Source organism: Arsukibacterium sp. MJ3 (assembly GCF_000987765.1).
In the GTDB taxonomy this organism is placed as follows: Bacteria; Pseudomonadota; Gammaproteobacteria; order Enterobacterales; family Alteromonadaceae; genus Alishewanella.
Genome location: NZ_LAHP01000113.1, coordinates 1 through 627, shown reverse-complemented (window position 1 = coordinate 627; position 627 = coordinate 1). Strand labels below are relative to the sequence as shown.

Here is a 627-nt window from a genome sequence, read left to right as displayed (position 1 = left end):
TGGCAATGAAAGGCTAAAATATTCAGGGAAGGTAACCCGTATCCGCATATCACCTTCTGGATTATGCCGAAAGGAGCGTAAATTACGGCCACGTAATGCCACACCAACTTGTTCGGCAACCATGCTTGGATTTAAGCCAAACCGTTCCGCTTGTTCGCGATCAATGCGAATTTGTAGCTCATTCTTAGCGTTGCCGGTAGCGGTTTGCACGTCGGTAAGGCCTTCAATGCGGCCCAGCATGGGAATGATTTCTTCGGCAAGTTGCTCTAACTCTTGGGTAGAACGACCCTGCAATGTAACTTGTACACCGCGATTATCGCCCCCGCGGAAACCAAACACCGGCTTGCTGCGAGGCAGTGGCGGCATATTTTCGCGAATGCGGCGCTGTATTTCCGTTACTGAAAGCTCACGGTTAGGGTTTAATAATAACGTGGAAACGGCAAACCCTGGGGTGTAGTAACTATACACATCTTCGATTTCAAACAGATCTTTGTTGGCATATAGGTAGCTTTCCATGGCGGTTACATCGCGCTCTACTTCAGAAAGCTTGTATTGCCCAGTGATGTGATAGTTCATGAAAATTCGATCATTAAAGGCCATGTCGGTTTGATTACCACCCACATTTTT

The 627-nt window shown here is 47.4% G+C and carries 1 protein-coding gene; it reads right to left on the bottom strand.

Annotated elements, in window-relative coordinates; translation table 11 throughout:
* Window positions 1-576 (bottom strand): efflux RND transporter permease subunit (locus tag VT06_RS17040; RefSeq protein ID WP_200898018.1); only part of this gene is annotated, 576 nt, incomplete at its 3' end.
* Window positions 577-627: the final 51 nt, after the last annotated feature.